The organism is Corallococcus sp. 4LFB, assembly GCF_046520365.1.
In the GTDB taxonomy this organism is placed as follows: Bacteria; Myxococcota; Myxococcia; order Myxococcales; family Myxococcaceae; genus Corallococcus; species Corallococcus caeni.
On sequence record NZ_JBKGHJ010000975.1, the window covers coordinates 1 to 1447 of the forward strand.

At 72.8% G+C, this 1447-nt stretch carries 1 protein-coding gene; it reads right to left on the minus strand.

Annotated elements, in window-relative coordinates; translation table 11 throughout:
- A partial coding sequence (locus ACLEQD_RS43295; protein ID WP_410391776.1) for a condensation domain-containing protein occupies positions 1-1447 on the minus strand: 1447 nt, incomplete at both ends.

Below are 1447 nucleotides of genomic sequence, written 5' to 3' on the forward strand. Positions count from 1 at the left end.
GCTCCTTCGGCCACCGGGCCATCGTCGTGGCGCCGTGGAAGCGCTGCACCGCCGGACGCGGCCGGTCCGTCGGCAGCTCCAGCGCGTGCGGTGCGCCCTCCAGCTGCTGGCGCCACCACGCGAGCTGGCCTTCCAGCACCTCGCCTCGCAGCCAGCTCCGCTGCCACGCGGCGTAGTCCGCGTACTGCACGGGCAGCTCCGGCAGCGCCGACGGACGCAGCTCCGAGTAGGCCGTGTACAGCTCGGTGACTTCGCGGACGAGGACGCCCATGGACCAGCCGTCGGAGACGATGTGGTGCATCACCAGCACCAGGACGTGCTCCGTCTCCGCGAGCCGCACCAGCATCGTCCGCAGGAGCGGCCCCTGGCTCAGGTCGAACGGCTGCTGGATCGCGGCCGCCACCCTTCCCTTCACCGCGGCTTCACGCGCGTCCTGCGCAAGCGACTGGAGGTCCACCACTTCGAGCGGCAACTCCAGCGAGGCCGCCACGTGCTGCACGGGTTCGCCTGCCACTGAATGGAAGGTCGTGCGGAGGGATTCGTGCCTGCGCACCAGCTCCTGGAAGGTCCTGCGCAGGGCCTGCTCGTCCAGCCGCCCCGTCAGCCGCACGGCCGCGGGGAGGTTGTAGAGGGCGCTGCCCGGTTGCAGCTGATCCAGGAACCACAGGCGCTGCTGCGCGAACGACAAGGGCGTTGCCTCCGAGTGCCCGCGCGGCACCAGCGGCGGAGGCTGTGCTCCGCGCCCTCCTCGCACCACCGCGTCCACCCGCTCCGCCAGCGCCCGCAGCACCGGCGCCTCGAAGAGGGCCCGCAGCGGCACCTCCACCCCGAAGGCCGTGCGCAGACGGGACACCACCTGCGTCGCCAGCAGCGAGTGACCGCCCAGCTCGAAGAAGTCGTCGAGCGCACCCACCCGGGCCACGCCCAGCACCTGCGCCCAGAGCGCCGCCAGCACCTCCTCCGTGGCCGTGCCAGGCGCCTCGTACGGTCCCTTCCGCGATCCGTCCGCTTCGGGCGCCGGCAGCGCGCGCCGGTCCACCTTGCCGTTGGCGTTGAGGGGCAGGGATTCCAGCACCACCAGCGCGGAAGGCACCAGGTACTCCGGCATGCGCTGCTTCAGGGCGCTCCGCAGCGAGGCCGCGTCCACGGTGTGGCCCGGCTGCGCCACCACGTACGCCACCAGCCGCTTGCCCGTCGTCGCCTCGTCGCGCACCAGCGCCACGGCCTCGCGGACTCCAGGCTGCGCCACCAGCGCCGCTTCCACTTCGCCCAGCTCAATCCGGTAGCCGCGCACCTTCACCTGGAAGTCCAACCGGCCCAGGTACTCCAGCGTCCCGTCCTCCCTCCACCGCGCCTTGTCTCCCGTGCGGTACAGCCGCGTCCCCGCCGCCCCGTACGGGTTCGGCACGAAGCGCTCCGCCGTCAGGCCCGGCTGGCCCAGGTAGCC